At 70.9% G+C, this 4,491-nt stretch carries 2 protein-coding genes and 1 pseudogene; all 3 read left to right on the top strand.

Going from position 1 to position 4,491, the window contains the following annotated elements:
- Positions 1-25 precede the first annotated feature (25 nt).
- Positions 26-610: a GTP-binding protein gene (locus ACWDCZ_RS38940; protein ID WP_074001502.1), complete on the top strand. Its 585-nt coding sequence runs from the start codon at positions 26-28 to the stop codon at positions 608-610.
- Between the two features lie 401 nt (positions 611-1,011).
- Positions 1,012-4,389: a sensor histidine kinase gene (locus ACWDCZ_RS38935; protein ID WP_449818428.1), complete on the top strand. Its 3,378-nt coding sequence runs from the start codon at positions 1,012-1,014 to the stop codon at positions 4,387-4,389.
- A 10-nt stretch (positions 4,390-4,399) separates the two neighbouring features.
- A pseudogene (locus ACWDCZ_RS38930) lies at positions 4,400-4,491 on the top strand (roadblock/LC7 domain-containing protein); the annotation flags it as partial.

Raw genomic sequence — 4,491 nt, 5'->3', positions numbered from 1 at the left:
GTCACGCTGCTCGAAAGGGTCCTCAGTGGACTTCGCAAGCTCTAACGCGGCCGCCCCCACCCGCGCCACCACCTCCGCGAAGATCGTCGTCGCGGGCGGCTTCGGCGTCGGCAAGACCACGCTCGTCGGCGCCGTCTCCGAGATCAACCCCCTGCGCACCGAAGCCGTCATGACCTCGGCCTCCGCCGGCATCGACGACCTCAGCCACGTCTCCGGCAAGACGACCACCACCGTCGCCATGGACTTCGGCCGCATCACCCTCGACGAAGACCTCATCCTCTACCTCTTCGGCACCCCCGGACAGGACCGCTTCTGGTTCATGTGGGACGACCTCGTCCGAGGCGCCATCGGAGCCGTCGTCCTCGTCGACACCCGCCGCCTCGCCGACTGCTTCCCCGCCCTCGACTACTTCGAGAACAGCGGACTGCCCTTCGTCGTCGCCCTCAACGGCTTCGACGGACACCAGCCCCACACCCCCGACGAAGTCCGCGAAGCACTCCAACTCGGCGCCGACACCCCCGTCATCACCCTCGACGCCCGCCGCCGCGACAGCGCCAAGAGCGCCCTCATCACCCTCGTCGAACACGCCCTGCTCGCCCGGCTCCGCTGAGCGAGGGGGGAACCGCACGGCCCCGACGGTCCGTCCCCCGCGACGGGCCGTCGGGACCGCGGTGCCTACCCGCGGGTGACCTCCGGGGGCCGCGCGCAAGACCCGTGTATAAGCAGCGGATAACAGTTCGGTAGGCATTTTGTGATCAACAATGACTCAGCGTGGCGAAACAGCGTCACTCAGCGCCAGGTGACCACGGTTTTGCTCCGTCATGTCGGTGAATGTCCAGAATGTACCGAGGCGGGTGCCGGACGGCGGCTGTTTGTCCCCCATCCCCGCACGTGCTGAAATTCCAGCTACCCCTGGTTTCTCCTGCGCCGGCCCCTACGGCGGCGGTTCAGGGCCCAGGGGTAGCGCTGGATTGATCCATGGCCGGCAGTCGGCCGAGAGGTAGTTGTCGAGTGAGGCGTAAGCAGCAACCCGCCCCGCAGCGGCGCTCCGAGCCCCGCCAGAGCGAGCCGAACGGTACCCCGGGGGACCCGGCCGGATTCTCCGCGTTCGCTCCCACCGAGGAACGCTCCCAGAGCACCGTCCCGGCTCCCGAGCCCCCGGCCGCGACACCCCGCGGCGGCGGCTCGTCGGGCGACGGCGGATCGAGCCGGTACGACTTCCTCCGCCCGCGCAACTGGCGCGTGCCGACCCGTCTGATCGCGATCCTGCTGATCCCCGTGACCATCAGTCTCGTCTTCGGTGGTCTGCGCGTGAACACCTCGGTCGACGGCTTCATCAAGGCCTCCCGCGCCGAGAAGACCGCGGAGCTGGCCAAGGCGGCGACCGAACTCGCCGAGGCGCTGGAGAACGAGCGCGACAAGACGCTCATACCCCTGCTCACCAAGCAGGACCCGAACAACGAGGTGGCCAAGCGCCGCGGCGCCACCGACGCCGCGCTGAAGGCGTACAACGCCGCCTACGCGGCCTCCGACAAGTCCGGTGAGCTCCCCCGGCGTCACGAGGCCTTCCAGACCCTGGTGGTCGACCTGCCGCACCTGCGGGCCAACGCGTACAACCCGGAGCTGTTCATCAGCGCCACGGCCAACGCGTACTCGGTGATGCTCGACCCGCTGCTGGCCTTCGACAACTCGGTCGGCCTGGGCTCCGCCAACGCCACCAGCAAGGGCCGCGCGATCTACGCGATGTCGCTGGCCAAGGCCGCGGCGTCGACCCAGCGCGCGCTGATGCTCAACCTGCTGGTCGGCATCTCGGCGAACGTCACCACGCGCTACGAGAACCAGGACGTGATCCAGCAGATCCTGATCTCGGAGAAGCTGGAACAGGTCTCCATCAACGAGTTCAACACCGGCAGCGCCCCCGAGGACGCCGCCAAGTACGCGGCCGCGCAGATCGCGCAGACCGCGGCCCAGGACCGCTCGGCGTACAAGATGCCCAACGGCGCGCCGCCCACCATGCAGGGCCTGCTCCAGCTCGGCGCCTCGTACAGCCAGGCCGCCGCGGAGGGCCAGCAGAAGGGCAAGGCGGTCGCCGACGCCGCGTACACCGAGGCGAAGAACGCCGGCCTGACCCAGGAGAACTGGAACCAGGCCACCGACACCCACATCCAGGCCCTGCGGAACACCGAGCTCGCGCTGCTGGACGAGGTCCTCACCGACTCCCGCAACCTGAAGGACAACGCGCTCTACGACGCCATCCTCAACACGGTCATCGTCGTCGCGGCGCTCATCCTGGCCGGCCTGCTGACCGGTTACGTGGCCCGCTCGATGATCCTCGGCATGCGCACCCTGCGCAGCGCCGCCCTGGAGATCGCCGACCACCGCCTGCCGGACCTGGTCGAGAAGCTCTCCAAGACCGACCCCGACCGGGTCGACACCTCGGTGACCCCGATCCCGCTGCACGGCAAGGACGAGATCGGCGAGGTCGCCCGGGCGTTCGACCAGGTCCACCAGCAGGCCGTGGCGCTCGCCGCCGAGCAGGCCCTGCTGCGAGGCAACGTCAACGCGATCTTCACCAACCTGTCGCGCCGCAGCCAGAGCCTGATCCAGCGCCAGCTGGCGCTGATCACCGACCTGGAGAACAACGAGGCCGACCCGGACCAGCTGGAGAACCTCTTCAAGCTGGACCACCTGGCCACCCGTATGCGCCGCAACGGTGAGAACCTGCTCGTCCTCGCGGGCGAGGAGGCCGGCCGCCGCTGGAACACCCCGGTCCCGCTGGTCGACGTGCTCCGCGCCGCCGCGTCCGAGGTGGAGCAGTACGAGCGCGTCGAGCTCTCCGGCATCCCGGAGGTCGACGTCGTCGGCGCCGCCGTGACCGACCTCGTCCACCTGCTCGCCGAGCTGCTGGAGAACGCCACCTCGTTCTCCAGCCCGCAGACCCGGGTGCTGGTCAACGCGACCCGCCTGCCGGACGGCCGCGTGCTGGTCGAGATCCACGACAAGGGCATCGGCCTCACCGCCGAGGACTTCGCGGAGATCAACGAGAAGCTGGCCGAGCCGCCCACGGTGGACGCCACCATCTCCCGCCGCATGGGCCTGTTCGTGGTCGGCCGGCTGTCCCAGCGGCACGACATCCGCGTCCAGCTCCGCCCGTCCGGCGAGTCCGCCGGCACCACCTCGCTGGTCATGCTCCCGCCGTTCGTCACCCAGTCCGGTGCGGCGCCGGAGCCGGACGAGCAGTTCACCGTCTCCCGGATCTTCGCCGAGCAGGAGCCGGCCGCCGAGTGGGCGCCGGACACCCGCGCCCGCAGCGCGGCCGAGCTCGGCTTCGACGACCACCTCACCGGCACCGGCAACGCCGGCTCCAGCGGGTTCAGCCCCGCCCTGGAGGCCGTCCAGCGCTCGCAGCGCCTCGACCAGGTCCGCCGCGCGGCCCTGGAGAGCGCCCCGCAGGCGCCGGTGGTCGACGCCGAGGTCGAGGAGGACTACCAGCAGGGCTACGACCAGTACGCCGCGCAGGGCTACGACCAGCAGCAGGGCCAGGCCGGCGAGCAGTACGCCGACGACCGGTACGGCTACGACCAGGGCGGCTACCAGCAGGACGAGTACCAGCAGGACGGGTACGCCCAGGACGGCTACGACCAGTACGCCCCCCAGGGCTACGACCAGCAGCAGGGCCAGGCCGGCGAGCAGTACGCCGACGACCGGTACGGCTACGACCAGGGCGGCTACCAGCAGGACGGGTACGCCGACGACCAGTACGGCCGCCCGGCCCAGGACTCCCCGGCCGGCCACCCGTACGCCCCCGAGCCGCCCGCGCTGCCCGCCGCCGAGCCGCACGCCACCCTGCCGTCCGGGCTGCCGCAGCGCCGTCCCGGCGAGCAGCTGGCGGGCGGCGGCCTCCCCGCCGCGCCGGCCGGCGGCGGCCAGTCCGGCGACAGCCCGAACTGGTTCGCCGGCGCCAAGGACACCTCGGCGCCCGAGACCCAGCGCGGCCACGACGTGTCCTCGCTCGGCGGTTACGGCCCGACCGGCCCGACCGCCCGCGCCGCCTGGCAGTCGCCGAACGACGGCGACTGGCAGCGGGCCGAGCAGCTGCGCGAGCCCTCCTCCAGCGGCACCACCGGTGCCGGTCTGCCGCGGCGCGTGCCCAAGCAGAACCTGGTGCCCGGCAACGCCAAGTCCACCCCGCAGGACGGGCCGCAGGTCTCCCGCAGCCCGGAGGAGGTCCGTGGCCGCCTCACCAACCTGCGCCGCGGTGTGGAGCAGGGCCGCAGCGCCGGTAACACCGGAAGCTTCCGGATCGACCCCGATCAGGTAGACCAGTCCGGCAACGGACAGAACCGGAGCACCGATCTCTTCGGCGGCTCGAACCACCAGGAGCGTTGAGTTGACTCAGATGAGCCAGGCCGCACAGAACCTGAACTGGCTGATCACCAATTTCGTGGACAACACCCCCGGGGTGTCCCACACCGTGGTGGTCTCCGCGGA

Source organism: Kitasatospora sp. NPDC001225, from assembly GCF_053597855.1.
Note: the sequence above shows the minus strand (reverse complement) of the source record. Positions and strands in the feature narration are given on the sequence as shown.